We start from the raw sequence: 24,503 nt of genomic DNA on the forward strand, positions 1-24,503 counted from the left end.
CTGGTTACCGGTGAAGGAGTGGCCGCGGGCCCTCATGGCCTGGTTTCCAGCGAGACGCGATCCAGTGCATACAGCGGACCGTCGGTGGGCGCGGTGTAGACGAGGCACAGGCGGTGCTCGCCTTCCAGCGCAGGCAGCTTCGCATCAAGCCCGAACCGACGCGGGCCGTGCGCCGGGTCGGGGAGTGCCAGGCTGGCCAGCACCGGGCCGTCGCAGCGGTCGGCGTGCACCACCAGCTCGCCGAACGGCGTGGCGTGCGGGCGCGAGACGACCAGCTTCTGCTCGTGCGCCAGCGCGAAATTGCGCGGCAACCGCACCGCATCGACATGGATCGCGCCGACCCCGTCCATCAGCGTGGGCGGGAACTGCTGGCAGGTGTCGAACAGGTTCACCGCATAGACCGGCTGGGTGCTCGTCGCGTCCGGCGTCGGCTGCAACAGCAGGCGGAAGTCGCTGCCGGGGCAGTTCGCCAGCGCCGTGCCGGGTAGCGAAAGCAGGCTGGCGCGGTCCAGCACGCGCTGGCGCGGCGCGGCGAGCGCGGTGCCGTCGCTGGCGAAGCTGGCGGCGCGCACGGTGGCCGGCAGCGCCAGGTTGAGCGGTGCGTCGTAGCGTGGCGAGGCCGGCGTCGGCGCGCTGCTGTCCAGCGTGTAGTGGATCGCGCCGAAGTCCGCCTGGTTGGCGAGCGTCACCGTGGCCTTGCCGGTGGCCAGCGCGACGTTGCGGTCGACGCCGATGTCCACCGCGAAGGCGCTGTCGGCCACGTTGACGTGCTGCGCACGGTAGCGCGCCAGCTGCGCCGGCAGGCGGGCGAGGAAGCCGGGCCAGTCGCGGCTCGCGACGGGCGACCATGCCACTTCGCTGAGCGCGTCCAGCCGCGGGAACACCTGGTGCTCGACGTGCGCCATGGTGGGCATGTGCTCGGTCCACGCATTGGCCTGCACCCCCAGCACGTGCTTCGCCTGCGTCGCGTCGAGCACGCCGGGAACGACCTCCAGACCGTATACGTCCTCGAGCGATTCGACGCCGTACCGGCTGGCGTACTCGCCGGCCAGGTCGCTCTGCACGTGGTCGAAATAGAGCCCCGGCGAGGGCGACATCACCACGTCGTGGCCCAGCAGCGCCGCCTTGATCGCGCCGTCGATGCCGCGCCAGGACATCACCGTGGCGCCGGGCGGCAGGTTGTCGCCCTCGAGGATCTCGTCCCACCCGATCAGCTTGCGCCCGTGCTGCGCGAGGTAACGGCCGATGCGGCCGATGAACCAGCCCTGCAGCGCGTCCTCGCTGGTGATGCCCAGCTCGCGCATCTTCGCCTGCACCGCGGGCGAGGCCCGCCACTGGTCCTTGATCGCCTCGTCGCCGCCGACGTGGATGTACTGCGACGGGAACAGCGCCATCACCTCGTCGAGCACGTGGTCGATGAAGGTGAAGGTGTCCTCGTCCACGTTGTACAGCCAGGGATTGATGCCGGCATCGGCGGACACCTGCGGCCGCTTGCCGGTTACGCCGATCTGCGGATACGAGGCCACCGCCGCCTGCGCGTGGCCGGGCATGTCCAGTTCCGGCACGATGGTGACGTGGCGTGCAGCGGCGTAGGCGACCACCCGGCGGATGTCGTCCTGCGTGTAGAAGCCGCCGTAGCGCTTCGGCTCGCCGTCATGGCCGGCGTCCGGCGGCGTGCGCCAGGCGCCGATCCGGGTCAGCTCGGGATAGCGCTTGATCTGGATGCGCCAGCCCTGGTCGTCGGTCAGGTGCCAGTGCAGTACGTCGAGCTTGTGCTGGGCCATCTGGTCGATCAGCCGCTCGACCTCGGCCACGCCCTGGAAATGCCGCGCCGAATCGAGCATCAACCCGCGCCAGGCGAAGCGCGGCCAGTCTTCGATGGCCAGTGCCGGCACCGTCACCGCGCCCTGCCCTGCGTCGGGCGTCAGCAGCTGGTAGAGCGTGACCGCGCCATGGAACAACCCGGCATCGTCGCGCGCCGCCACTTCGATGCGCGTGGGCGTGACGTCGAGCGCATAGCCGCCGGCCTGTGCCACAGCAACCTGCGGGTCGCGCCTGAGCACGATCGCGGGTGCGCCACCGTCCTGGCTGTGGCTGGCGATGGACAGCTTGAGGCCGCGCGTACGCGCGAGCAGGTCGACGAGGTACTGCGCGGTCTGCCGGGTGGCGGCATCGTGGCTGGCGAGCACCAGCGGCGTACGCGCATCGACGGTGAAGCGGCCCGGCTGCAGCTGCAGCTGGGCGGGCAGCGGAATCAGGGAAGGCGGCGGCCCGGCGGCGAACGCCGCGCGCGAGGGCCACAGGGCGAAAGCGAACAGCAGGCACGCGCAACGGAATGGACAGGTTCGGCGCAACATCGGCAGCTCCATCGATGGCCCCAGCATGCCATCGCCGCGGCCTGCGAAAAAAAAGGCCCGAAACGTGCAGACCGGGCCCGAGCGGGGAGGGTGCAGGCCGTCCCTGGCCTGCGTGACATCGCGGTGGATCAGAAGCTCAGGTGCGCGTTCAGGTAGTACTGGCGGCCGTTCTCGTAGAACGAGGTCGGGATGGTCGCGCTCTGGTAGTACTTGATGGTCGGGTTGTTGAGGTTCAGCGCGTCCAGGCTGAAGCTCAGCCAGTCGGTCGCCTTGTAGCTGAGCGAGGCCGACAGCGTGCCAAGGCTGTCCTGGTAGTACGGGTTGGTGCCGGACAGGCCGATCAGGAACGACGAGCGGCGGGTGTAGCTGACGCGTGCGCCGAACGTGTCGTTCTCGAAGTACGCACCGACGTTGTAGGTGTTCTTCGAGGTGCCCAGCAGGTGGTCGCTGCCATCGGCCCAGGTGTAGTCCGAGCTGCCGTCGGCGTAGGTGTAGTTGGCGCTGACACCGAAGTACTTGCCGAGCGGCTGCTCGTACGCCAGTTCCACGCCGCGGACCTTGGCGTCGGCGTTGATCGGCATCGAGATCTGGTAGGTCTCCAGCTGGTGGGTCAGTTCGCTGAACAGCTGCTGGTCCTGCACGCCGTAGGCCACGTAGTCCTTCATGTTCATCGAGTACGCGGTGGCCGACAGCAGGCCGCGCGGCATGAAGTACCACTCCAGGCCCGCATCCAGGTTGGTCGAGATCACCGGCTTCAGCTTCGGATTGCCGCCACCGCCGGTCTTGTTGAGGTCCGAACCGTAGGAGGAGGCACCCAGCGCGGAGTAGTCCGGCAGGGTCTGGGTCTGCGAGGCGGCCACGCGCAGGACCAGGTCCTCGGCCACGTTGAACTTGAGGTTGGCGCTGGGCAGCACGCGGCTGTACTTGTTGTCGTAGTGGCGGCGATCCCACGCACCGAACAGGCTGCTCACGTCGGGGCTGACCGTATCGGCGAAGTAGGTGTCGATGCCCTGCCTGATGTTGACGTAGCGCAGGCCGGCGTTGCCGCTCCAGTTCTCGCCCTCGAAGTTGACCTGGAAGTAGGCGGCGAGGTTTTTCTCGTCCACGCTCCACTCGGCACCATAGTTGTGGCGGCCGGTGGGTCCGTCGTTGTTGGACAGCCAGGTGGAGTTGGCGACGATCGCGCTCTTCAACGCATCCGGCGTGAAGTACCACAGGTTGCGCGGGAAGGTGCCGCCGATGCCGTCGGCGAAGCCGCTCGGGTAGTTGGCGGTGGCGCCGTTCTGCAGCGCCGACCAGATGTCGCCCGGCGAGGCGCCCTCGGGCGACTGCGCTTCACGGTCATGCTTGGCGTAGCGCACGCCGTAGTCGAAGGACTGCACCACGCCGGCATTGAAGAACTGGGTGAAGTCGGCGGTGAACCAGTTCTCCTTGTCGACCGCGCGGACTTCCTGGTTGCCCCAGGTGCCGAAGCCGGTGACGCCGGCCGGGCTGATGTCGCCGCCCACGCTCCAGTCGATCGGCGCGCTGTTGCCGTGGGTGGTCCAGCTGGCGCCGCCGCCGTTGGCGGCGGTCACTTCGGCGATGAACTGGCGCGGGGTCTCTCCGATGCCTTTGGTGGTGCCAGCCTGGAACGTGGCCGAGACGTTGTCGGAGACGTTCCAGTCCGCGTCCAGGGTGTAGTACTGCGTCTTGGACGAGGCCTCGCGGTAGATCATGTCGTACACGACGTAGTTGGTGCCGGGCACGCCCGCGTAGGTGGCGTCGGTCAGCACGCCGTCCCGCACCGTGTAGCCGGCTTCGGGCGCCTGGCTGGTGGCGAAGTTGCCGCCCCACAGCATGAAGTTGCGGTTGTAGTTGTTCGCCTTCATCTTCGAATAGAAGCCACTCGCGCCCAGGGTCAGGTCGTCGCTCGGGCGGAACTGCAGCTCGAGCAGGCCGCCCTTGCGGTCGCGCACCTGCTCGAACAGGGTCGAACCGAGCAGGCCCGGCACACGCACGCCGGCAAGGTCCGGGTTGCTCTGCGCCAGGGCGGAGGTCGGGTCGATCACGGCGAAGCCGCCAGGGATCTCCTGTGCCTCGCGGCGCAGGTGGCGCTTCTGCTTGAACGCCTGCACCAATACGCCGAACGTGCCGTCGGTGTTCCTGTAGTTGAACAGGCCCGAGAACTGCGGGTCGGTTTTTCCCGGACCGTCGGCGTAGACGGCGCCGGCGCTCAGGTTGGTGGTGTACTGCTTTTCGAAGTCCAGCGGCTTGCGCGTGATGATGTCGACGTTGCCGGTGGTGCCGCCGTCCTGGAAGCGCGCCTCGGACGACTTGTGCACTACCACCCGGCTGACCAGCTCGGACGGCAGCAGCGTGTAGCTCACGCTGCGGCCGACGTTGTTGCCCTGGCTGAGCACGAACCAGTCGGCCGAGCCCACGCCGTGGCCGTTGATCAGGGTCTGGGTCAGGCTCGGGCTGGTGCCGCGCAGGCTGACGCGATCGGCCTCGTCGAAGCCGCCTTCGTCGGCGCTGGAGGAGCTGATGTTCACGCCCGGCAGGCGCTGCAGCGTATCGGCCACGTTGTGCGCCGGCAGCTTGCCGATGTCCTCGGCGGTGACCACCTCCATGGTGGAGTTGGAGTCGCGCTTGATGTCGAGCGCCTTCTCCACCGACCCGCGGATGCCGGTGACGGTGATGGTCGACAGCTGCTTGATCCTGTCCTTCCCGGCCTGGCCGTTCGACGTCTGCGCGGTGGCATCGGTGCCGGTCGTGGCCTGGTCTGCGTCCTGGGCATGCAGCGCGCCGGCGAGGCAAAGGCTGGCGACGATGCTTGCGGCTAACAGCGTCTTGCGATGTGGCATGGTGCTCCCCTCCAGTCGGATCAGCAGCACGCGCGTCGCGGTGATGCTGGTTGGTTGCAAGGGCTTGCGCCCGTTTGTCATGCGGTCCTGGGGCTCAGCCGGGCCCGACGTGACCGGCCAGGGCCATGCCGGCCGCGCCGATCACGCCGTGCTGGCCGTGCTCCATCAGTCGTACGGGAACCTGCTGCAGGTACGGGCGCATCACGCCCTTGTTGAAGAAGCGCTCGCGGAAACGGCTGGCGAGCAGCAACTGGCGGATCTGCGGCAGGATGCCGCCGGCCAGGAACACCCCGCCGCGCGCGCCGTAGAGCAGCACCAGGTCGCCGACGAAGCTGCCGAGCAGGCCGCAGAAAACCTCCACCGCCTCGATCGCCGCCGCGTCGCTCTGCATCAGCGCCGCGTGGGTGATCGCACTGGGCTCGACCAGCACGGCCGGGGTGCCGCGCAGCGTGCCGACCGCGCGGTAGATGTTGCGCAGGCCAGGCCCGGACAGCGCATGCTCGAAAGCCACGTGCGAACGCTCGCGCGCCAGCAGCCGCAGGATCTCGATCTCGCGCTCGTTGCCGGGAGCCAGCGCGATCTGCCCCGCCTCGGTGGCGAGCACGGTCGCGTGCGGGCGTCCCGGCAACAGCACCGCCGAGCCCAGGCCGGTGCCCGGGCCCATCACCAGCACCGGGCCGCACTGCGGCGGCACGCCGGTCTCGATCACCGGCAGCGTGTCGGCGTCGGTAAGGAACTGGGTCGCCCAGGCGACCGCCTCGAAATCGTTGATCACCGCCAGGCGGTCGAGCGCAAGGTTCTCGCGGATGTCGCTGATCGACACCGGCCAGGCCAGGTTGTCGTTGACGATGGCGTCGTCCAGCACGTAGCCGGCGCTGGCCACCACGCATTGCTCGATCGGCGCGGGCGGGTCGAGGTAGGTGACGAAGTGCTGCAGCACGGCAGTGAGGCTGGGCCACTCGGCGCAGGCGTAGCGCTGGTAGCGCAATACGGTGACCGGGCTGGAGCCGTTGGGCTGGCGGCTGAGCAGGCCCACGCGCGCATGCGTGCCGCCGACGTCGGCGGCCAGCAGCAGGGCTTCCTGCGGCAGGCACTGCGGTGCGCTCCTCGAGTTGGCGACCTCGGCCACGACTCCTCCCTTTGCACTCGGCCGGCTTCGCTGGACGTCGGCGGGGCGGAGTCTGGACAGCGATGACAACGTTGTCAACGCGTTCCGGCGGCATTTCCCGAAGGTCGATTCACGCGTCGCAACAAAAGCCGCGGGCGGGCATGCCGAGGCTCATGGTATTCGCTCACGAAAGCCGCTCCAGCGCTCATTCTGGCGACCCTACTCCCGTGAGTCCGATCATGCCGCACTGCATCAGCAAAGTCGGCGGATAGGCCATCAGTCGGGCCTCTCCATCGACACCAGGGGCGACATATTGCGAGACATAAATTGACAACGTTGGCCTGCGAGGCCATAAAGCCGGCCGGGGGAGTGCCGCTGGCGGCGCTCGCATCGCCATGCGTTTGCTGACCGGGAGCCGTCCATGTCGTCCACCACGCTCGCGACCGATCAACCCAGGCCATCGGCGCTGGGGCCGATGCTGGTGATCGGGCTGCTGTTCTTCATCTTCGGCTTCGTCACCTGGCTCAACGGGCCGCTGATCGCCTTCGTCAAGCTGGCCTTCCAGGTGGAGGACGTCTACGCCTTCCTGGTGCCGTTCGCCTTCTACATCTCCTACTTCGTGTTCTCGCTGCCGGCCTCGATGGTGCTGCGGCGTACCGGCATGAAGAAGGGCATGGCGCTGGGGCTGTTCGTGATGGCGATCGGTGCGCTGGCATTCGGCCAGTTCGCCACCATGCGCATCTTTTCCGGCGCGCTGGTGGGCCTGTTCGTGATCGGCGCGGGGCTGTCGCTGCTGCAGACGGCCTCCAATCCCTACATCAGCATCCTCGGGCCGATCGAGAGCGCAGCACAGCGCATTGCGGTGATGGGCATCTGCAACAAGGTCGCGGGCATCCTGGCCCCGGTCGTGATCGGCTCGCTGGTGCTGGCCGGCATCGGCGACATCGACGCGCAGGTCCATGCGGCTGCCACCCCGCAGGCGCGCGAAGCGCTGCTGGATGCGTTTGCCGCCAAGATCCACGCGCCCTACCTGGGCATGGCGGTACTGCTGGCGCTGCTGGCGGTATGGATCGTGCGCTCGTCGCTGCCCGAGATCCGCCCGGCCAGGGCCAACAGCGAGCAGGCGGAGGATGCCGGCAGCAGCATCCTGGGATTCCCGCACCTGTGGCTGGGCGTGCTGTGCCTGTTCGTGTACGTGGGCGTGGAGGTGATGGCGGGCGATGCGATCGGCACCTACGGCGCCGGCTTCCACCTGCCACTGGACCAGACCAAGTTCTTCACCGCCTTCACCCTGGGCGGCATGCTGCTCGGCTACGTGGCGGGGCTGGTGCTGATCCCGCGCGTGATCTCGCAGCAGCGCTACCTGGCCGTGTCGGCGGTGCTGGGCGTGTTGTTCAGCGTGTGCGCCTACCTCAGCAGCGGCTATGTTTCGGTGGGCTTCGTGGCGGCGCTGGGGTTCGCCAACGCGATGATGTGGCCGGCAATCTTCCCGCTGGCGATCAACCGGCTAGGCCGCCACACCGAGGCGGGTTCGGCGCTGCTGATCATGGGTATCGCCGGCGGCGCCGTGGTGCCGCAACTGTTTGCGCACCTGAAGACGCACTACGACTTCCAGCTGGTGTTCGCCGCACTGATGGTGCCCTGCTACCTCTACATCCTCTTTTACGGCCTGCGCGGCCATCGCGTGGGCCTGCGTGACGACGACGATGGCGCGCGTCCGCAGTGAAGGCATCGCCACGCCGGCGTGGCGGTGGGCTAGGATGGCGCGCCAGTCCCGCGGAGAACCCGTCGTTGCGTCACGCCACCATCAAGGATGTCGCCAAGCGCGCCGGCGTGTCGCTGAAGACCGTATCGCGGGTGATCAACCGCGAGGCCTCGGTGCGCGAGGACACGCGCGAGAAGGTCGAGCGGGCGATCGAGGCGCTGGGCTACCGTCCCAATCTCTCCGCGCGCAGCCTGCGCGCGGCGCACTCCTACGCGATCGGGCTGGTCTACGACAACCCGAACGCGCACTACGTCATCAGCATGCAGAACGGCGTGCTGTCGGCCTGCCGCGAACGCGGCTTCGGCCTGCAGATCCATCCCTGCGATTCCTCTTCGCCGCACCTGGCCGAGGAGCTGTGCGCGCTGGTGCGCCGCTCGCGCCTGGCCGGGCTGGTGCTGGCGCCGCCGATGTCCGAGCAGCCGCAGTTGATCGCGACGCTGAAGGCGCAGGACATTCCGTTCGTGCGCATCCTCGCCGCCCGCGAGGATCCGTGCGACGGCTCCCCCTGCGTGTGGGTGGACGACCGCGACGCGGCCTACGCGATCACCGAACACCTGATCCAGCTCGGCCACACCCGGATCGGCTTCCTGTGGGGCGAGCCGCACCATCGCTCCAGCCCCGAGCGATACCAGGGTTACGCCGATGCGCTGAAGGATTACGGCATCGCGCTCAACAAGCGGTTGATCCTGCCGGGACGCTATGCGTTCGACGATGGCTTCCGCGGCGCGCGCAAGCTGCTCGCGCTGAAGGAGCCGCCCACGGCGATCTTCGGCAGCAACGACGAGATCGCCGCCGGCGTGCTGGCGGCAGCGCGCTCGGCCGGGCTGGACGTGCCGTGGGATCTCTCCATTGCGGGCTTCGAGGACAACCCGTTTTCCAAGCAGGCCTGGCCGGCGTTGACCACGGCGCGGCAATCCACCGCCGAGATCGGCCGGCACGCCGCCTTGCGATTGATGGCCGAGCTGCAGCAGGACGGCTCGGTGCCCGATACCGCCAACGAAGGCTTCGTGCCGGAGCTGGTCGTGCGCGGGTCGACGGCGCCGCCGCGGAAGGGCTGAGGCCTCTCGCTGCGCGCTGGCATTCCACCCTGCGACTTCGATCCTGCAGGCCTACGCTCAGGGCGAACAGTGGGGGGATAGCCGCTCGCTTCTGGCCTACCCGTGCCCCGGGCGATTTGAAGCACGCCGCTCGCCCCGAGCGAAGCGAAGCGACCTCGAAGGACCTGGCTTGCACCTCCACAGCGGAGCCCCGCTTTCCCCGGGAGAGCGGTTGGGGCGAGGCTCCGGCATCGCCCACATCCCGCTCCGCCCGAGCCCTCTCTCTCGCTGCGGACCCCCTCGCGGAGCGAGGGAACACGTCCGTCCGGAATCCCGATGAAATCACCCTCTGACACCCTGATGTACCAGGAGGCGCACTCGGCCGCCGACGTGATCGCGCACCAGCTCGCCGCCAATGCCGGGCTGCTGGCCGAACTGGGCGAGCGCCTGCGCGCGGACCCGCCACGCTGCATCGTCACCTGCGCGCGGGGCAGCTCGGACCATGCGGCCGCCTACGCCAAGTACGTGTTCGAAACCCGCCTGGGGGTGGTCACCGCCTCGGCCTCGCCGGCGGTCAGCTCGATCTACGACGCGCCGCTCCGGCTGGAGGGCGCACTGTTCCTGGCCATCTCCCAGTCGGGCAAGAGCCCGGACCTGCTGCTCAGCGCGCAGGCGGCCAGCAAGGCCGGTGCACGGGTGGTCGCGCTGGTCAACGACGCCGGCTCCCCGCTCGCGCAACAGGCCGAGGTCGTGGTGCCGCTGCACGCCGGGCCCGAGCGCAGCGTGGCGGCGACCAAGAGCTACCTGGCCACGCTCTCGGCAGTGTTGCAGCTGACCGCCTGCTGGAGTGGCGACGACGCCCTGCACGCCGCACTCGATCGCCTGCCCAACGACCTGCGTACCGGCTGGCATGCCGACTGGTCCGGGCTCGGCGAGGGCCTGCGCGAGGTGCACAACCTGTTCGTGGTCGGCCGCGGCTACGGCTTCGGCGCCGCGCTCGAAGCGGCGTTGAAATTCAAGGAAACCTGCGGCCTGCACGCGGAGGCGTTCAGCGCGGCGGAAGTGAAGCACGGGCCCATGGCGCTCGTCGGTGCCGGCTTCCCGGTGCTGGTGTTCGCGCAGGCGGACGGCTCATTGGAGGGCACCCTTGCCGTCGCCGCCGAGTTCCGCACGCGCGGCGCACGGGTGTGGGTGGCGGCGCCGGGCGCAAGCGCACCCGACGGCCTGCCGCTACCCCCGGGCGTTCCCACGATCACCACGCCGTTGCTCGCCGTGCAGAGTTTCTATCGCGCAGCCAGCGCACTTTCACTGGCGCGCGGCTACGATCCGGATGTTCCGCCGCACCTGCGCAAAGTCACGGAGACGCTGTGATGCACCAGCCCCTGCTCGCCCTGGTCCACGGTCGCGTGTTGACCGACGAGGGCCTGCGCGAGGACGTCGCGGTGCTGGTACACGACGGCCACGTGCTCGCGCTGGCCGCGGCCGGCGATCCGCGCGTGGCGCAGGCGCAACGCCACGACCTGGGCGGCGCGCTGCTGCTGCCCGGCTTCATCGACGTGCAGGTCAACGGCGGTGGCGGCCTGCTGTTCAACGATGCGCCCACGGTGGAGACGCTGCGCGGCATCGCCCAGGCGCACCGGCGCTTCGGCACCACCGGCCTGCTGCCCACGCTGATCACTGACACTGCCGAAAAGATGCGCGCGGCGCTGGACGCGGTGGATGCGGCGATCGCGCAAAGCGTGCCCGGCATCCTCGGCATCCATTTGGAGGGCCCGTTCCTGGCCCCCGCGCGCAGGGGCATCCATGACGCCTCGCTGTTCCGCGCGCCCGACGCGGATGACCTGCTGGCACTCACCGCGCAACGCCGCGGCGTGGTGATGATGACCCTCGCACCCGAGCGGGTGGAACCGGCGGTGATCGCGCGCCTGGCCAGCGCCGGCGTGCGCGTGGCCGCCGGTCACACCGCCGCCGACTACGCCACGACGCGCGCCGCGCTCGACGCCGGCGTGTGCGGCTTCACCCACCTCTACAATGCGATGACGCCACTCACCAGCCGCGAACCGGGCGTGGTCGGCGCAGCGCTGGACGATCCGGCCAGTTGGTGCGGGCTGATCGTCGACGGCCACCACGTGCACCCCGCCTCGCTGCGCATCGCGATCAACGCCAAGCCACCGGGCAAGTGCGTGCTCGTTACCGACGCGATGCCGCCGGTGGGCAGCGCGCGCCCGGACTTCGTGCTCAACGGCCAGACCATCGTCGCGCGTGACGGCATCTGCATGAACGACGCCGGCGTGCTCGCCGGCAGCGCGCTGGACATGGCCAGCGCCGTGCGCAACACCGTCAACCTGCTCGGCCTGCCGCTGGCCGAGGCCTCGCGCATGGCCAGCGCCTATCCCGCCGAATGGCTGGGGCTGGAACAGACCCACGGCCGCATCGCCCCCGGCCAGCGCGCCGATTTCGCCGTGCTGGACGACACCCTGCACGTGCGCGAAACCTGGATCGGAGGTGCGCGCCAGGTGGCCTGACCGCAACTTCCTGCCGGCGTGTGGCGGCCGGGGAGCGTGCAACCCAGTGCTTCTTGAGACCCTCAAACATGGGTTCGCCTGGCCTTGCAGGTTTCCCGGTCGACCGGACAGGACCTTTGGATACGGCTGTCCGGCCCGGGGGTCGGAGAGAGTCTCGACACCCGCAGAGCCGCCGCGTCCCGGTCGCCGCGGTCAACCGCGGACTTCCGCCATCGCCCCGATGCGGGGCGATGGCCGGAGTCCACGCTACGGGTCAGGGCTGGCGCGGTGCCATGCCGCGTGCGCGCGGCGGCGGGGGCGGCGGGTACGTGACGCCGCTGCAGGCCTGGAATTCCAGTACGCATTGCTGCAGGCCGGCGATCGACGTGGCGCTGTACATGCACGTCCAGTACGTGCTGTCGCAGACCGCCGGATAGGCCTGCACCGGTCTGGCCGGAAAGAACATGAGGGCGGCCGTCGCGGCGGCGACGGGCAGAGCGAAGGTAACGATCCTGCGAAGCATGCTCGAACTCCTTGTAGGCAAGTTTCCCCTGCACGCTCCGGACTAACACGGCCCTTGCGTGTGCAACAACGGCGAGGCGGCCAAACGGAGAACGGTGCCGCAGTCGATCGGCCGCAAGGTGGCTCCGGCCGCCGCTGCCGTGCCGCGAGGAGGCCGTGCCGTCGCCACCGGGGAAGGGCCGCCGGGACAGGACGGCGCAGCGCCCGCCCTTCGTCGCGCCGATCTGCTACGTTCCCGGCCCTGCCCGTTTGCCGCTGGACGTTTCCCGATGTCGCTCCGCCCGCTGTTGCCCCTGCTCGCAGCCGCCGTGCTCGCCGGCTGCGCCGCCAGCCCCACCATGCCCGCCACCGCGCCCGACGGCGCCCGCGCGGACGTGGCGATCCTGGAAACCACCGACGTCCACGCGAATGTGCTGAGCTGGGACTACTTCAAGGCCAAGGATGATCCCACCGTCGGCTACGAGCGGGTCGCCACGCTGATCCGCCGCGCGCGCGCCGAGTTTCCCAACAACTTCCTGTTCGACAGCGGCGACACCATCCAGGGCACCGTGCTGGCCGATTACCAGGCGCTGGTCGCGCCGATCGGTTGCGACCAGGAGCTGGCCATCTACAAGGCCATGGACGCGATGGGCTACGACGGCGGCACCGCCGGCAACCACGAGTTCAACTATGGCCTGCCGTTCCTCTCGCAGGTCACCGGCACGCCGATGGAGATCGACGGCAAGCGCACCGGGCACTGCGCCGGCCCGCACTTCCCGCTGGTGCTCTCCAACGTGTTCGACGCCACGAGCGGCAAGCCGATCTTCAAGCCGTGGACGATGGTGAAGAAGACCATCGAGGCCTACAGCGCCGACGGCAGCCGCCTGCAGGTGCCGCTCAAGGTGGCGATCATCGGCTTCGCGCCGCCGCCGATCCTCAAGTGGGACCAGCGCAACCTCGAGGGCAAGGTCACCGTCAGCGGCGTGGTCGAAGCCGCGCAGCGTTACCTGCCGCAGATCGAAGCACAGCACCCGGACCTGGTAGTGGCGATCCTGCACGGTGGCCTGAACACCGCGCCGTATACCAGCGACATGGAGAACGGCGGCTGGTACCTGGCCGGCGTGCCCGGCATCGACGTGCTGCTGCTTGGCCACTCGCATACCGAGTTCCCGGGGCCGCGCTACGCGGACATGAAGGACGTGGACGCCAGGCGCGGCTTCGTGCGCGGCAAGCCGGCGGTGATGGGCGGTTTCTTCGGCAAGGACCTGGGCGTCATCAAGCTGGCGCTCGAGCGCGAGAACGGCCGCTGGACGATCGATCGCGACGATACGCACAGCGAGGTGCGCCCGATCTGCCCGCAGAAGAACCCGTGCGTGCCGGCCGATCCGGCGATCGCGCCGCTGGTGGCGCAGGCGCACGCGGCGACGCTGGTCTACGTGAACACGCCGATCGGCCGGAGCACGCTGCGCCTTTCCAGCTATTTCGCCGACGAGGGCGACATGACCGCGCTGGCAGTGGTCAACGCCGCCCAACGCGACTACGTGCAGCGCGAGCTGCCCAAGCTGCATCCCGAGCTCGCCGGCGTCCCGGTGCTCGCCGCGGCGGCGGCGTTCCGCACCGGCTTCGGCGGTCCCGACGACTACACCGACGTGCCGCCCGGCCCGCTCACGCTGCGCAGCGCGGCGGACCTCTATTTCTATCCGAACACGCTCGCCGCAGTGAAGACCGACGGCGCGGGCGTGAAGGCCTGGCTGGAGAAGTCGGCCGAGCGCTTCAACCGGATCGATCCGGCCAGGCCGGGCGAGCAGCCGCTCATCAACACCCGCGTGCCGGGCTTCAACTTCGACCAGATCCAGGGCGACCTCAGCTACGCGATCGACGTGCGCAAGCCGGTCGGCCAGCGCATCGTGGATCTGGAGTACCGGGGCAAGCCGGTGGATCCGGCGCAGCCGTTCGTCGTCGCCACCAACAACTACCGTGCCAGCGGCGGCGGCAACTTCCCCGGGCTGGACGGCAGCAACATCGTGTTCGACACGACCGACGGCGTACGCGAGATCGTGGCGGCCTGGCTCAAGCGGCTCGGCACGCTCGACCGCGACGCGCTCCCCGCGCCCTCGTGGCACTTCGCGCCGATGAAGACGCGTGGCCCGGTCACCTTCACCGCCGCCGCGGGCAAGCAGGCGATCGCCGCCGCCGATGGCGCGACGGGCATCCGCCAGCTGCGCGAAAACGGCGACGGCACCGCGACCTACGCGATCGACCTGGCAGGATCGGCGCCGCCCGGCGCCGACGGCAATCGCCGGCATGCCCGTCGCCATGCCGGCCACTGAGCCGTCGCGTCCGGTCGCCTGTGCGTTCGCCCCCGCCTGCGTGGGCAACGTCGGCGTGGGCTTCGACATCCTCGGCCACACGCTGGCCGGCGCCGGCGACCGCGCGCAGGTGACGCGCATCGACGAGCCGGCGGTGCGCATCGCGCGCATCGAGGGCGTGGCGCGCGACTTGCCGATGGAAGCCGAACGCAACACGGCGGGCGCCGCATTGCTCGCGCTGCGCGACGCGCTGCGGCTGGAGCACGGCTTCGAACTGGTCCTGCACAAGGGCATCGCGCTGGGCTCGGGCATGGCCGGTTCGGCCGCCTCCTGCGTGGCCGCGCTGGTCGCGGCCAACGCGCTGCTGGACCCGCCGCTGCCGCGCGAGGCGCTGTACCGCTTCGCGCTGGACGGCGAGGCGGTGGCCAGCGGCGGTCGCCACGGCGACAACGTCGGCCCGCAATTGCTGGGCGGCCTGGTGCTCGCCACCGCCACGCGGCTGGTGCGCATCCCGGTGCCGGCGGCCTGGCATTGCGCGCTGGTGCATCCGCACTGCGTGCTGGAAACGCGGCGCGCGCGCGCGGCACTGGCCGGAAGCTATGCACTGGGCGAGTTCGTCGCGCAGAGCGCCAACCTCGCGCAGGTGCTCGCCGGCTGCTGGCAGGGCGATGCGACGCTGGTGCGCGAGGGCCTGAAGGACGTACTGGTCGAACCGCGCCGCGCCCCGCTGGTGCCCAACTTCGCCCGCGTGCAACAGGCCGCGCTCGACCACGGCGCGCTCGGCGCCAGCATCTCCGGCGCCGGTCCCAGCGTGTTCGGCTGGTTCGAGGACGCGCGCGCGGCGCAGGGCGCCGCCGAAGCGATGCGCGCGGCGTTCGCCGAGGCGGGGCTGGACAGCGACGTGCTGGTCGGCCCGATCGACGGGCCAGGTGCAGAGCTGCTCGCATGAGCGAGCTGCGCTACCCGAGCACGCGCGGGCAGGCGCCCGCGGCCACCCTGAGCGAGGCCATCGCCGCCGGCCTGGCGCCGGATGGCGGGCTGTACGTGCCCGAACGCCTGCCGTCGATCCAGTCGGCCGCGTTCGACCCGGACGGCGATCTGGCCGCCACCGCGACCACCCTGCTCGCGCCATTCTTCGCCGGCGATCCGCTGGGCGATGCCCTGCCCGCGATCTGCGCCGAGGCCTTCACCTTCGAGGCGCCGCTGCATCCGCTGGCACGCCCGGACGCATCGCTGCTGGAGCTGTTCCACGGCCCGACCGCGGCCTTCAAGGACTTCGGTGCGCGCTTCCTCGCCGCCTGCCTGCGCCGGCTGCGCGCCCCGGATGCGCGCCCGCTCACGATCCTGGTCGCCACTTCCGGCGATACCGGCGCGGCGGTCGGCGCCGCCTTCCATCGCCAGCCGGGCGTACGCGTGGCGATCCTCTACCCGGACGGCCGCGTCTCGCCACGCCAGGCGCACCAGCTTGGCTGCTTCGGCGACAACGTGCACGCGCTGCGCGTGGCCGGCAGCTTCGACGACTGCCAGCGCATGGTGAGGGCGGCGCTCAACGACAGCCGACTGCAGGCACACGTGCCGCTGTCCTCGGCCAACAGCATCAGCCTGGGCCGCCTGCTGCCGCAGATGGCCTACTACGCGCATGCCGCGCTGCAGGTGCAACGCGCGCATGGTGTGCCACTGGACCTGATCGTGCCCACCGGCAACCTCGGCAACGCCACCGCGGCGGTGTGGACGCGCGCGATCGGCTTGCCGATCGGCCGCATCATGCTGGCCTGCAACGCCAACGCCACGCTGCCGGAGTTCTTTGCCGGGGCGGCGTACCGCCCGCGTGCTGCCGTCCCCACGCTGGCCAACGCGATGGACGTGGGCGCACCGAGCAACTTCGAGCGGATACGCTGGACCTGCCGCGGGGATGCCGCGCTACGCGAGGCCGTCACCGCGGCGAGCGTGGATGACCAGGTCATCCGCACCACGCTGCTGGCCCACGCCAGTGCGCACGGCGAATTGCTGTGCCCGCATACCGCGACCGCCATGCACCTGCTCGACCGCGAGCCGGTACACACGCAAGGGCATTGGGCCGTGGTCGCCACCGCGCACCCGGCGAAATTCGAGCAGGTGCTCGAGCCATTGCTGGGCCGGGCGGTGCCGGTCCCGCCCACGCTCGCCGGGATGCTTGCACGGGCGTCCCGGGCCGAGCCGCTGGCCGCCGATCCCGTCGCGCTGGCGGCCTGGCTGGCGCGCTGAATCGCCGGCGCTCAGAACAGGTCGATGCTGCCGGTGCTCATCGGCTCGGCGGCCAGCGCGCCGCGCCGGACCAGTTCCTCGTAACCATGGGTCCGGTTGCGTCCGTTCTCCTTGGCGAAGTACAGCGCCTTGTCGGCCCGGTCGATCACCGTTTCGGGTAATCGCCCGCCGCGGCCAGCGCGTAGCCGCCGCTGACGCTCACGTGGCCGACCTGCGGAAACGGGTAATCGCCACCCGCTCGCGGAAGCGTTCGGGCGCCTGGCGGGCCTCCGCTTGGTCGTGGCCGGCCAGCAGGGTCACGAACTCCTCGCCGCCGACGCGGAACAGCATGTCGCCTTGGCGGAAGCTGGCGCGCATCTGCTGCGCCAGCAGCAGGATCACCTGGTCGCCGTAGATGTGGCCGTAGCGACGCGCGCTTGAGCGGCTCGCGACGGCCAGTGCGGGACCGGTGGCGCGGCGTGCCTTTTCACCGGCTTGACGGCGGTTGCGCAAGCCTTGCGGGCACCCGCTTCCGCCGGAGTCCACGACATGCCGAACAACCCCCAGCATCCCGAACCACCGATCGCCCAGCCGGGCAAACAGCGGCCGGACGAGGAAATCCGCAGCCCTGGCCATGCCAGCCCTGCCAGGGATGCCGAACCCGATCCGCTCGGCAGTCCGCTGGTGGAAAACGACCCGCTGCAACCGCCGCCTCCCTGAGCGTCTTCTCACCCGCGTCTTCCGGGGCGAGCCGCACGACCGAAAAGCGGGCGCCCGCGCAATTGCCAGGCCGCCCGCCGGGCTAAACTCCCGCGCATGGCCCCTCCTCCCCGCAAGCGCCAGCGCCGCACGCCGCCGACCACGGCACGGCCGCGCCCTCCCGCACCCAGCCGCCCGATCCGCCCGGCCGACAGCTCGACCCGCGCCACGCGCGTGCTCGACCTGCTGCTGCGCCCGCTGCCGCCGCACTGGCGCGAAAAGGCGGCCGACTACCTCGTGCTCACCCGCATGGATCGCCCGATCGGCGCGTTGCTGCTCCTGTGGCCGACCTGGTGGGCGCTGTGGCTCGCCGCCGGCGACTTTCCACCATGGGGTGCACTGGTGATCTTCACGCTGGGCGTGTTCGCCATGCGTTCGGCCGGCTGTGCCATCAACGACTACGCCGACCGCAAGCTCGACCCGCAGGTGGCGCGCACCGCCGGGCGGCCGATCGCCAGCGGGCGGGTCAGTCCGCGCGAGGCACTGGTCGTGTTCGGCGCGCTGCTGGCGTTCTCGTTCGTGCTGGTCCTGCTGACCAACGCGCTGACGATCAAGCTGGCCTTCGCCGGCGCCGCGCTGGCGGTGGTCTACCCGTTCACCAAGCGCTGGACCTACCTGCCGCAGGTGGTGCTGGGCGCGGCGTTCGGGTGGTCGATTCCGATGGCGTTCGCCGCGGTGACCGGAACGGTGCCGCCGCTGGGCTGGCTGTTGTTCCTGGGCAACATCCTGTGGTCGGTGATCTACGACACCGAGTACGCGATGGTCGACCGCGACGACGACCTCAAGGTCGGCGCCAAATCCACCGCGATCCTGTTCGGCGACGCGGACGTTCCGATCCTGGGAATGTTGATCGGCACCTTCTTGTTGGCGATGCTGTTCGTAGGCCAGCGCGCGCAACTGCCATGGCCGTTCTGGCTCGGCCTGCTCGGCGCGGGCGGCCTGTTCGGCTACCAGCTGTGGCTGATCCGCAACCGCGCCCGCGACGCCTGCCTGGCCGCGTTCCGGCACAACAACTGGGTCGGCCTGACGCTATGGGTCGGCATCGTGCTCGGGCTGGCCGTGAAGTAGCGGCCCCCGGCTCTCGTAGGAGCCCACTTGTGGGCGATGCTCTTGGGCAACGTGGAAAGAGAGCATCGCCCACAAGCGGGCTCCTGCGAAAAGCGATGATCGGCGAACCCGCAGGCCTCCTATGAAGAGCGGTGGCGCGGGGAGGGGGCGCGTGCGAGGGCCCATACGTCCACCCGCGCCACGCCGGCCTTTCGCAATACCCGCGTGCACTCGGCCAGCGTCGCGCCGGTCGTCATCACGTCATCGAGCAAGGCCACGTGCGCCGGCAGCGCCACGCCTTCGCGGAGCGCGAACGCCCCACGCACGTTGCGCCGCCGCGACGCTGCATCCAGCTCGGTCTGCGCCGCGGTGGCACGCGGGCGCAGCAGCGCGTCGTAGCGCACCGGCACGCCAAGCGCCCGACCGAGCGGCCGTGCCAGCTCGAGCGCCTGGTTGTAGCCACGCTGTCGCAACCGCCCGCGATGCAGTGGCACCGGCACGATCAGCGCCGGCCGTGCGATCGTTGGCACCGTGCCCTGCCACAAGCGTGCGAGCGTGCGCCCGGCGGCCAGGTCGCGCCCGAACTTGTAGCGGGCCTCCAGCCGGTCCAGCGGCCAGCCATAGCGAAACGGGGCCCAGGCCGCGTTCCATGGCGGCGGCTTGCGCTGGCATGCGCCGCACAAAGCCACCGCGCCAGGCAGCGGCAACGCGCAGCGCGCGCAGCAACTGGTATTGCGGGGCAATTCCGCGGCACAGGCATGGCACAGGTCCAGCCCGGCGCTGCCGGCATCGCCGCACAGCAGGCAGCGCCACGGCAGCAGCCAGGCGTGCAGGCGGGAGAGCGCGTCCATGCGCATCGGGCGGGTTTCAGCCCTGCGGCTTGTACAGCGCCGCGTCGAGGATCGACCACAGGTGGATGATCCAGCCCAGCCAGACGATCCACAGTGCGGCGGCAAGCACGAACATGATGATCGCCTTGAGCAGCCGCCCCTGCACCAGCTGGCCCAGGCCCGGTATGAAGAAGCTGCACACCGCGGCGATCACGTTGCCGGTGCTGCCCTGACCTGCGCTCATCTGCTTGCTCCTCGGGATCGGTACGGGCGATGGTAGCGGACGCGTGTGGACGTCATCTCGTCAACCTTTTCTCATGAACACGAGTTGACAGGCGCGAGGCCGCTTCCCACACTGCCGCGTCCCCACGCCGAGTCGCCGCTCCATGACCCCTGCCCCGATCCGCCACGACTGGACGCGCGCGGAAGTGGCCGCCCTGTTCGCGCTGCCGTTCAACGACCTGCTCCACCGCGCGCACGCGGTGCACCGCGAGCACCACGATCCCAACGCCGTGCAGGTGTCGACCCTGCTCTCGATCAAGACCGGCGGCTGCCCGGAGGATTGCGCCTACTGCCCGCAGGCGCAGCGCTACCAGACCGGGGTGAAGGCCGAGAAGCTGATGAGCATCGACGCGGTGGTCGCGCGCGCGCGGGCGGCAAAGGACGCCGGCGCCAGCCGCTTCTGCATGGGCGCGGCCTGGCGCAGCCCGAAGGACCGCGACGTCGCGAAGGTCGCGCAGATTGTCTCCGCGGTGAAGGCGCTGGGCCTGGAAACCTGCGCCACGCTCGGCATGCTCAGTGGCGAGCAGGCCGGCACGCTCAGGCAGGCAGGCCTGGACTACTACAACCACAACCTCGACAGCGCGCCGGAGTTCTACGGCCAGATCATCCACACGCGCGAGTACCAGGACCGCCTCGATACGCTCGAACACGTGCGCTGCGCGGGCCTGAAGACCTGCTGCGGCGGCATCGTCGGCATGGGCGAATCGCGCGAGCAGCGCGCCGGCCTGCTGCAGACGCTGGCCAACCTGCCCGAACATCCGCAGTCGGTGCCGATCAACCAGCTGGTGCAGGTCGAGGGCACGCCGCTGCACGGCACCGCGGCGCTGGATCCGTTCGAGTTCGTGCGCACCATCGCGGTGGCGCGCATCCTGATGCCCGCCTCGATGGTGCGCCTCTCGGCCGGCCGCCAGCAGATGGACGAGGCGGTGCAGGCGCTTTGCTTTCACGCCGGGGCCAATTCGATCTTCCATGGCGAGAAGCTCCTGACCACCGGCAATCCCGACGTCGCCGCCGACCGCGCGCTGTTCGCACGGCTGGACCTGCAGCCGATGGAGGTGGTCCGGCAGTCGGAGACCGTGCACGCCGACATCCTCGAGTCCGCCTGAGCGCCCGCATGCGCACGGACCTGCTGCAGCGACTGGCCGCCCGAACGCGCGAACGCACGCAGGCGGACCTGCTGCGCCGCGCGCGCACCATCGACCACGCCCAGGGCCCCTGGCTGGAGATCGGCGATCGTCGCCTGCTCGGCTTCTGCTCCAACGACTATCTGGGCCTGGCCGGGAACCCGCAGGTGATCGCGGCTTTCAAGCGCGTGGCCGACGACGAGGGCGTGGGCAGCACCGCCGCGCACCTGGTCTGCGGGCACCGCCGCGAGCACGCGATGCTGGAGGAGGCGCTGGCCGACTGGACCGGCCGCGAGCGCGCGCTGCTGTTTTCCACCGGCTACATGGCCAACCTGGGAGTGATGCAGGGACTGCTCGGTCGCGGCGACCTGTGCGTGCAGGACAAGCTCAACCACGCCAGCCTGCTGGACGGCGCGGCGCTCGCCGGCGCCACGCTGCGCCGCTATCCGCATGGCGACGCCACCGCCGCCGCACGCCAGCTGGCCGGCATGCCCGGCGGCGCCGCGCTGCTTGCGACCGACGGTGTGTTCGGCATGGACGGCGACCGCGCGCCGCTACGCGACCTGGTCGCGCTGTGCCGGCGCGAAGGCGTCACGCTGATGGTCGACGACGCGCATGGCCTGGGCGTGCTTGGGCCCGCCGGCGCCGGCAGCATCGCCGAGGCCGGCCTGGGCGCGCGCGAGGTCCCGGTGCTGATGGCCACGCTGGGCAAGGCGTTGGGCACCCACGGCGCCTTCGTCGCCGGCTCCGCCACGCTGATCGAGGGACTGACCCAGTTCGCCCGCACCTATGTCTACACCACGGCCATGCCGACGGCGCTGGCCGCGGCGACGCTCGCGGCGGTGCACCTGGCACGCACCGAGCACTGGCGACGCGAAAGGCTCGCCGCGCTGATCGCCCGCTTCCGCGCCGGCGCGAGGCAACTGGGCCTGCCGCTGGCCGCCTCGGACACGCCGATCCAGCCGTTGCTGCTCGGCGACGCCGCCCGCGCGCTCGCCGCGGCGCGCGCGCTGGAAGCACAGGGCCTGCTGGTGAGTGCGATCCGCCCGCCCACGGTGCCCGCCGGCCAGGCACGCCTGCGCATCACGCTGAGCGCCGCGCACGAGGACGAGCACGTCGACCGCCTGCTCGACGCGCTGGCGACGCTGGCGCGGCGGGAGACCGGCGCGCCGGCATGACGCGCCGGTATAATCGGCGGCTCGCCGCACCCTTCTCCCATGATCGTCAACGTCGCCGCCTATCGCTTCGTCCCGCTCGCGGACCTTCCCGCGCTGCGCGACGCCCTGCGCGCCCGCGCCGGGGCGCTGGCGCTCAAGGGCACCATCCTGCTCGCCCCGGAAGGCATCAACCTGTGCCTGGCCGGTACGCGCGAGGCGATCGACGACTTCATGGGCTGGCTGCGCGAAGACACGCGCTTCGCCGACCTGCCGGTGAAGGAGTCGCTGTCCGCCGAGGTCCCGTTCGGTCGCCTGCGGGTGCGGCTGAAGCGCGAGATCATCACCCTGCGCGCCCCGGTCGCCCCGCACCAGGGCCGCGCGCCCGCGGTGGAAGCGGCCACGCTCAAGCGCTGGCTCGACCAGGGACACGACGATGGCGGACGCGAGGTCCTGTTGCTCGATACCCGCAACGACTACGAGACCGATGTGGGTCGCTTCACTGGTGCCATCGACTACCGTCTGCCCAGCTTCACCGCGTTGCCCAAGGCGGTCATGGCCGACCGCGAGCGCTACCTCGGCAAGACCATCGTCTCCTATTGCACCGGCGGCATCCGCTGCGAGAAGGCTGCACTGCATCTGGCCGGGCTGGGGCTGGGCGAGGTGCTGCAGCTCGAGGGCGGGATCCTGAAGTACCTGGAGGAGACCGACGGCAGCCACTGGCACGGCGACTGCTTCGTGTTCGATGGGCGCGGCGCGGTCGACAAGGAACTGCGGCCCTCGCCTTTGCTCCCTCTCCCCTTCGGGGAGAGGGTTGGGGTGAGGGGCGGCTCTTGCGGGGAACCCGCATCGGAAGCCCCGGCACTGACGCCCTCCCCCACGAGCCCCGGCCCCTCACCCCAGCCCTCTCCCCCATCTTTGATAAGAGCCGGGGGAGAGGGAGCCAAGAGCACGACATGACGCTGCATATCGACACGCTCGGCCACGGCCCGCAGCCGCTGGTACTCCTCCACGGCTGGGCCATGCACGGTGGCGTGTTCGCGCCGCTGGTCGAGGCGCTGGCCGCGCAGTGCACGCTGTACGTGGTCGACCTCCCCGGCCACGGACGCTCGCGAGCCTGCGGCCTGCCACTGGCACCGCAGGCAATCGCCCATGCGATCGCCGCCGCCACGCCCCCGGCCCCGTGGCTGGGCTGGTCGCTCGGCGGGCTGGTGGCGCTCACTGCGGCGCTCGACATGCCCACCCAGGTGCGCGGCCTGGCCATGCTCTGCGCCACCCCGAAGTTCGTGCGCGACGCCGACTGGCCGCACGGCAGCGACGCCACGCTCGTGCACCAGCTGGCGCTGGACCTGGAAACCGACTACCACGCCACGCTCGAACGCTTCCTCGCCCTGGAAGCGATGGGCAGCAGCGATCCGAAGGCCGAACTGCGCCGCCTGCGCACGGAAGTCTTCGAGCGTGGCGAGCCGGAACTGCGCGTACTGCAGGAGGGCATCGGCCTGCTCGAACGCAGCGACCTGCGCGAGCGCCTGCCGCAGCTGGCCGTGCCCAGCGCGTGGATCGCCGGCCGCCGCGACCGGCTGGTGCCGCCGGCCGCCATGGCCTGGTCGGCCGAGCGCTGCGGCGGCCGCTTCGTGGAAATCCCGGGCGCCGGCCACGCACCCTTCATCGGCCACGCCGGTGCAGTAGCCGATGCCCTGCAGCCCCTGTTCGCGGAAACCCCGGCATGAGCACCTTCCATCTCGATCGCGCCCGCGTGCGCCGCAACTTCGCCCGCGCCGCCGCAACCTACGAGCAGCACGACGTGCTGCAACGCGAGGTGCAGGCCGACCTGCTTGGCCGCCTGGACTTCTATCTGCAGGCGCCCGAGCGGGTGCTGGACGTCGGCGCCGGCACCGGCCGCGGCAGCGCGCTTCTGAAGAAGCGCTACCCGAAGGCACAGGTGATCGCGGTGGACCTGGCGCAACCGATGCTGCACGCGGCGCGCAGGCACCAGGCGCTGCTGCGCCCGTTCCAGCGCGTCTGCGCCGAAGCCACCGCGCTGCCGCTGCCCGACCGCTGCGTCGACGTGCTGTATTCCAACCTGTGCTTCCAGTGGGTCGACGACCTGCCCGCGCTGTTCGGCGAGTGCGTGCGCGTGCTCAAGCCGGGCGGCCTGCTCGCCTTCTCCAGCTTCGGCCCCGATACGCTGAAGGAACTGCGCGCCGCCTGGGCGGCGGTCGATGAGCGCTCGCACGTCGGCCGTTTCCTGGACATGCACGATGTCGGCGACGCGATGATCAACGCCGGTTTGCGTGATCCGGTGCTCGACGTCGCCCGCTACACGCTCACCTACGGCGAGCCGCGCGCGCTGCTGAAGGATCTCAAGGGCCTGGGCGCCACCCATGCCGACCGCGCGCGCGAACGCCACCTCACCGGCAAGTCGCACTACCGCGCCATGCTCGCCGCCTACGAGGCGATGCGCGTGGACGGTGTCATCCCGGCCACCTGGGAAGTGGTGACCGCGCACGCCTGGGGCCCTCCGCCCGGCCAGGCGCGCCGCACGCCCGAGGGCGAGATCGCCACCTTCTCGCTGTCCAGCCTGCGCGGCTCTCGCCGGCGCTGATCCACGGAGCCCTGTAGAAGCGCACCCGTGCGCGACCGTGCGCCTCCCGGTT

General features: G+C 70.5%; 21 protein-coding genes and 1 pseudogene. 14 read left to right on the forward strand and 8 right to left on the reverse strand.

The genetic code is table 11. From position 1 onward, the window contains the following. Positions 1–32: 32 nt before the first annotated feature. The 3 genes from LQ771_RS14220 to LQ771_RS14230 form a co-directional block, all read right to left on the reverse strand. Positions 33–2,357, reverse strand: coding sequence for a beta-N-acetylhexosaminidase (locus LQ771_RS14220; RefSeq protein ID WP_231350043.1), 2,325 nt, complete (start codon positions 2,355–2,357; stop codon positions 33–35). Positions 2,358–2,485: 128 nt separating this feature from the next. Then, positions 2,486–5,203, reverse strand: a complete 2,718-nt coding sequence (locus tag LQ771_RS14225; RefSeq protein ID WP_231350044.1) for a TonB-dependent receptor — start codon at positions 5,201–5,203, stop codon at positions 2,486–2,488. A gap of 94 nt (positions 5,204–5,297) precedes the next feature. After that, positions 5,298–6,332 (reverse strand): glucokinase, encoded by a 1,035-nt coding sequence (locus LQ771_RS14230; protein WP_231350045.1) that lies wholly within the window; start codon positions 6,330–6,332, stop codon positions 5,298–5,300. Between the two features lie 400 nt (positions 6,333–6,732). On the opposite strand from LQ771_RS14230, the gene LQ771_RS14235 reads away from it, so the two are divergent. From LQ771_RS14235 to nagA, 4 genes are all read left to right on the forward strand, one after another. Next, positions 6,733–8,037 (forward strand): sugar MFS transporter, encoded by a 1,305-nt coding sequence (locus LQ771_RS14235; protein ID WP_231350046.1) that lies wholly within the window; start codon positions 6,733–6,735, stop codon positions 8,035–8,037. Positions 8,038–8,102: 65 nt separating this feature from the next. After that, entirely contained in the window at positions 8,103–9,134 is a 1,032-nt protein-coding gene (locus LQ771_RS14240; RefSeq protein WP_231350047.1) for a LacI family DNA-binding transcriptional regulator, read from the forward strand. Between the two features lie 309 nt (positions 9,135–9,443). After that, positions 9,444–10,484, forward strand: coding sequence for an SIS domain-containing protein (locus LQ771_RS14245; RefSeq protein WP_231351929.1), 1,041 nt, complete (start codon positions 9,444–9,446; stop codon positions 10,482–10,484). Next, the gene (gene nagA / locus LQ771_RS14250; protein ID WP_231350048.1) at positions 10,484–11,638 is read left to right on the forward strand and encodes an N-acetylglucosamine-6-phosphate deacetylase; all 1,155 of its coding nucleotides are present in this window, start codon (positions 10,484–10,486) and stop codon (positions 11,636–11,638) included. The genes LQ771_RS14245 and nagA overlap by 1 nt, the downstream gene beginning before the upstream one ends. A 253-nt stretch (positions 11,639–11,891) precedes the next feature. Here the strand turns inward: nagA and LQ771_RS14255 are convergent, their stop codons facing one another. Further along, positions 11,892–12,140: a hypothetical protein gene (locus LQ771_RS14255; protein WP_231350049.1), complete on the reverse strand. Its 249-nt coding sequence runs from the start codon at positions 12,138–12,140 to the stop codon at positions 11,892–11,894. Between the two features lie 268 nt (positions 12,141–12,408). Between LQ771_RS14255 and LQ771_RS14260 the strand changes: the two are divergent. From LQ771_RS14260 to thrC, 3 genes and pseudogenes are all read left to right on the forward strand, one after another. Next, positions 12,409–14,385, forward strand: a pseudogene (locus LQ771_RS14260) (bifunctional 2',3'-cyclic-nucleotide 2'-phosphodiesterase/3'-nucleotidase); the annotation flags it as partial. A gap of 37 nt (positions 14,386–14,422) precedes the next feature. Beyond that, positions 14,423–15,376 (forward strand): homoserine kinase, encoded by a 954-nt coding sequence (locus tag LQ771_RS14265; RefSeq protein WP_231350051.1) that lies wholly within the window; start codon positions 14,423–14,425, stop codon positions 15,374–15,376. Further along, the gene (thrC, locus tag LQ771_RS14270; RefSeq protein WP_231350052.1) at positions 15,373–16,671 is read left to right on the forward strand and encodes a threonine synthase; all 1,299 of its coding nucleotides are present in this window, start codon (positions 15,373–15,375) and stop codon (positions 16,669–16,671) included. The genes LQ771_RS14265 and thrC overlap by 4 nt, the downstream gene beginning before the upstream one ends. A gap of 11 nt (positions 16,672–16,682) precedes the next feature. Here thrC and LQ771_RS14275 read toward each other — a convergent pair whose 3' ends face one another. Together LQ771_RS14275 and LQ771_RS14280 are read right to left on the reverse strand one after the other, a co-directional pair. Next, the gene (locus LQ771_RS14275; protein ID WP_231350053.1) at positions 16,683–16,820 is read right to left on the reverse strand and encodes a hypothetical protein; all 138 of its coding nucleotides are present in this window, start codon (positions 16,818–16,820) and stop codon (positions 16,683–16,685) included. Positions 16,821–16,869: 49 nt separating this feature from the next. Further along, the gene (locus LQ771_RS14280) at positions 16,870–17,163 is read right to left on the reverse strand and encodes a diguanylate cyclase domain-containing protein (RefSeq protein ID WP_231350054.1); all 294 of its coding nucleotides are present in this window, start codon (positions 17,161–17,163) and stop codon (positions 16,870–16,872) included. 36 nt (positions 17,164–17,199) lie between these two features. Between LQ771_RS14280 and LQ771_RS14285 the strand changes: the two genes are divergently transcribed. Together LQ771_RS14285 and ubiA are read left to right on the forward strand one after the other, a co-directional pair. After that, entirely contained in the window at positions 17,200–17,370 is a 171-nt protein-coding gene (locus tag LQ771_RS14285) for a hypothetical protein (protein WP_231350055.1), read from the forward strand. Between the two features lie 177 nt (positions 17,371–17,547). After that, positions 17,548–18,477 carry a 4-hydroxybenzoate octaprenyltransferase gene (gene ubiA / locus LQ771_RS14290; RefSeq protein ID WP_231351930.1) on the forward strand — a complete coding sequence of 310 codons (930 nt, stop codon included), beginning with the start codon at positions 17,548–17,550 and terminating at the stop codon, positions 18,475–18,477. 119 nt (positions 18,478–18,596) lie between these two features. On the opposite strand, the gene LQ771_RS14295 is transcribed toward ubiA, so the two are convergent. Both LQ771_RS14295 and LQ771_RS14300 read right to left on the reverse strand, forming a co-directional pair. Then, the gene (locus LQ771_RS14295; protein WP_231350056.1) at positions 18,597–19,307 is read right to left on the reverse strand and encodes a ComF family protein; all 711 of its coding nucleotides are present in this window, start codon (positions 19,305–19,307) and stop codon (positions 18,597–18,599) included. 16 nt (positions 19,308–19,323) lie between these two features. Then, entirely contained in the window at positions 19,324–19,530 is a 207-nt protein-coding gene (locus LQ771_RS14300) for a hypothetical protein (protein WP_231350057.1), read from the reverse strand. Positions 19,531–19,672: 142 nt separating this feature from the next. Here LQ771_RS14300 and bioB point away from each other — a divergent pair, with 142 nt between their 5' ends. Genes bioB through bioC form a run of 5 tightly spaced genes read left to right on the forward strand, consistent with a single transcriptional unit; the run spans position 19,673 to position 24,451 of the window. Continuing rightward, a complete protein-coding gene (bioB, locus tag LQ771_RS14305; protein ID WP_231350058.1) occupies positions 19,673–20,674 on the forward strand; it encodes a biotin synthase BioB in 1,002 nt (333 codons plus the stop codon). 8 nt (positions 20,675–20,682) lie between these two features. Then, the gene (gene bioF / locus LQ771_RS14310) at positions 20,683–21,870 is read left to right on the forward strand and encodes an 8-amino-7-oxononanoate synthase (RefSeq protein WP_231350059.1); all 1,188 of its coding nucleotides are present in this window, start codon (positions 20,683–20,685) and stop codon (positions 21,868–21,870) included. A 39-nt stretch (positions 21,871–21,909) separates the two neighbouring features. Then, positions 21,910–22,806, forward strand: coding sequence for a sulfurtransferase (locus LQ771_RS14315; RefSeq protein WP_231350060.1), 897 nt, complete (start codon positions 21,910–21,912; stop codon positions 22,804–22,806). After that, a complete protein-coding gene (gene bioH, locus LQ771_RS14320; RefSeq protein ID WP_231350061.1) occupies positions 22,803–23,576 on the forward strand; it encodes a pimeloyl-ACP methyl ester esterase BioH in 774 nt (257 codons plus the stop codon). Before LQ771_RS14315 ends, bioH begins: the two co-directional genes overlap by 4 nt. Beyond that, positions 23,573–24,451 carry a malonyl-ACP O-methyltransferase BioC gene (gene bioC / locus LQ771_RS14325; RefSeq protein ID WP_231350062.1) on the forward strand — a complete coding sequence of 293 codons (879 nt, stop codon included), beginning with the start codon at positions 23,573–23,575 and terminating at the stop codon, positions 24,449–24,451. Before bioH ends, bioC begins: the two co-directional genes overlap by 4 nt. Positions 24,452–24,503: the final 52 nt, after the last annotated feature.

This window comes from Frateuria soli (assembly GCF_021117385.1).
Taxonomy (GTDB): domain Bacteria; phylum Pseudomonadota; class Gammaproteobacteria; order Xanthomonadales; family Rhodanobacteraceae; genus Frateuria_A; species Frateuria_A soli.

What these genes read in the sequence shown, in the direction of transcription:
- LQ771_RS14220 (WP_231350043.1), bottom strand. Translation starts at nt 2,357, where the DNA reads ATGTTGCGCCGAACCTGTCCATTCCGTTGCGCGTGCCTGCTGTTCGCT.
- LQ771_RS14225 (WP_231350044.1), bottom strand. Translation starts at nt 5,203, where the DNA reads ATGCCACATCGCAAGACGCTGTTAGCCGCAAGCATCGTCGCCAGCCTT.
- LQ771_RS14235 (WP_231350046.1), top strand. Translation starts at nt 6,733, where the DNA reads ATGTCGTCCACCACGCTCGCGACCGATCAACCCAGGCCATCGGCGCTG.
- nagA (WP_231350048.1), top strand. Translation starts at nt 10,484, where the DNA reads ATGCACCAGCCCCTGCTCGCCCTGGTCCACGGTCGCGTGTTGACCGAC.
- LQ771_RS14255 (WP_231350049.1), bottom strand. Translation starts at nt 12,140, where the DNA reads ATGCTTCGCAGGATCGTTACCTTCGCTCTGCCCGTCGCCGCCGCGACG.
- LQ771_RS14265 (WP_231350051.1), top strand. Translation starts at nt 14,423, where the DNA reads ATGCCCGTCGCCATGCCGGCCACTGAGCCGTCGCGTCCGGTCGCCTGT.
- thrC (WP_231350052.1), top strand. Translation starts at nt 15,373, where the DNA reads ATGAGCGAGCTGCGCTACCCGAGCACGCGCGGGCAGGCGCCCGCGGCC.
- LQ771_RS14285 (WP_231350055.1), top strand. Translation starts at nt 17,200, where the DNA reads ATGCCGAACAACCCCCAGCATCCCGAACCACCGATCGCCCAGCCGGGC.
- LQ771_RS14295 (WP_231350056.1), bottom strand. Translation starts at nt 19,307, where the DNA reads ATGGACGCGCTCTCCCGCCTGCACGCCTGGCTGCTGCCGTGGCGCTGC.
- LQ771_RS14300 (WP_231350057.1), bottom strand. Translation starts at nt 19,530, where the DNA reads ATGAGCGCAGGTCAGGGCAGCACCGGCAACGTGATCGCCGCGGTGTGC.
- bioB (WP_231350058.1), top strand. Translation starts at nt 19,673, where the DNA reads ATGACCCCTGCCCCGATCCGCCACGACTGGACGCGCGCGGAAGTGGCC.
- bioF (WP_231350059.1), top strand. Translation starts at nt 20,683, where the DNA reads ATGCGCACGGACCTGCTGCAGCGACTGGCCGCCCGAACGCGCGAACGC.
- LQ771_RS14315 (WP_231350060.1), top strand. Translation starts at nt 21,910, where the DNA reads ATGATCGTCAACGTCGCCGCCTATCGCTTCGTCCCGCTCGCGGACCTT.
- bioH (WP_231350061.1), top strand. Translation starts at nt 22,803, where the DNA reads ATGACGCTGCATATCGACACGCTCGGCCACGGCCCGCAGCCGCTGGTA.
- bioC (WP_231350062.1), top strand. Translation starts at nt 23,573, where the DNA reads ATGAGCACCTTCCATCTCGATCGCGCCCGCGTGCGCCGCAACTTCGCC.